Genomic DNA, 264 nt, shown 5'->3' with positions numbered 1-264 from the left:
TAGTGGGCGAAGGCCTTGTTGGCCTCGGCCATCTTGTGGGTGCCCTCGCGACGCTTCACGGCGCCGCCCAGGCCGTTCGAGGCGTCCAGGATCTCGTTCATCAGACGCCCGGTCATGGTCTTCTCACGGCGGGCCTTGGAGAAGCCGACCAGCCAGCGCAGGGCCAGGGCCGTGGTGCGGCCCGGCTTGACCTCGACGGGCACCTGGTAGGTGGTGCCGCCCACGTGGCCGGAGCGCACCTCGAGGGCCGGGGTGATGTTGTCC

At 70.1% G+C, this 264-nt stretch carries 1 pseudogene; it reads right to left on the bottom strand.

What is annotated here, in order from left to right:
* Nucleotides 1-264 (bottom strand): annotated as a pseudogene (locus tag KVS67_RS12130) (30S ribosomal protein S7); the annotation flags it as partial.

This window comes from Micrococcus sp. GbtcB5, from assembly GCF_019091605.1.
Taxonomy (GTDB): domain Bacteria; phylum Actinomycetota; class Actinomycetes; order Actinomycetales; family Micrococcaceae; genus Micrococcus; species Micrococcus luteus.
Note: the sequence above shows the minus strand (reverse complement) of the source record. Positions and strands in the feature narration are given on the sequence as shown.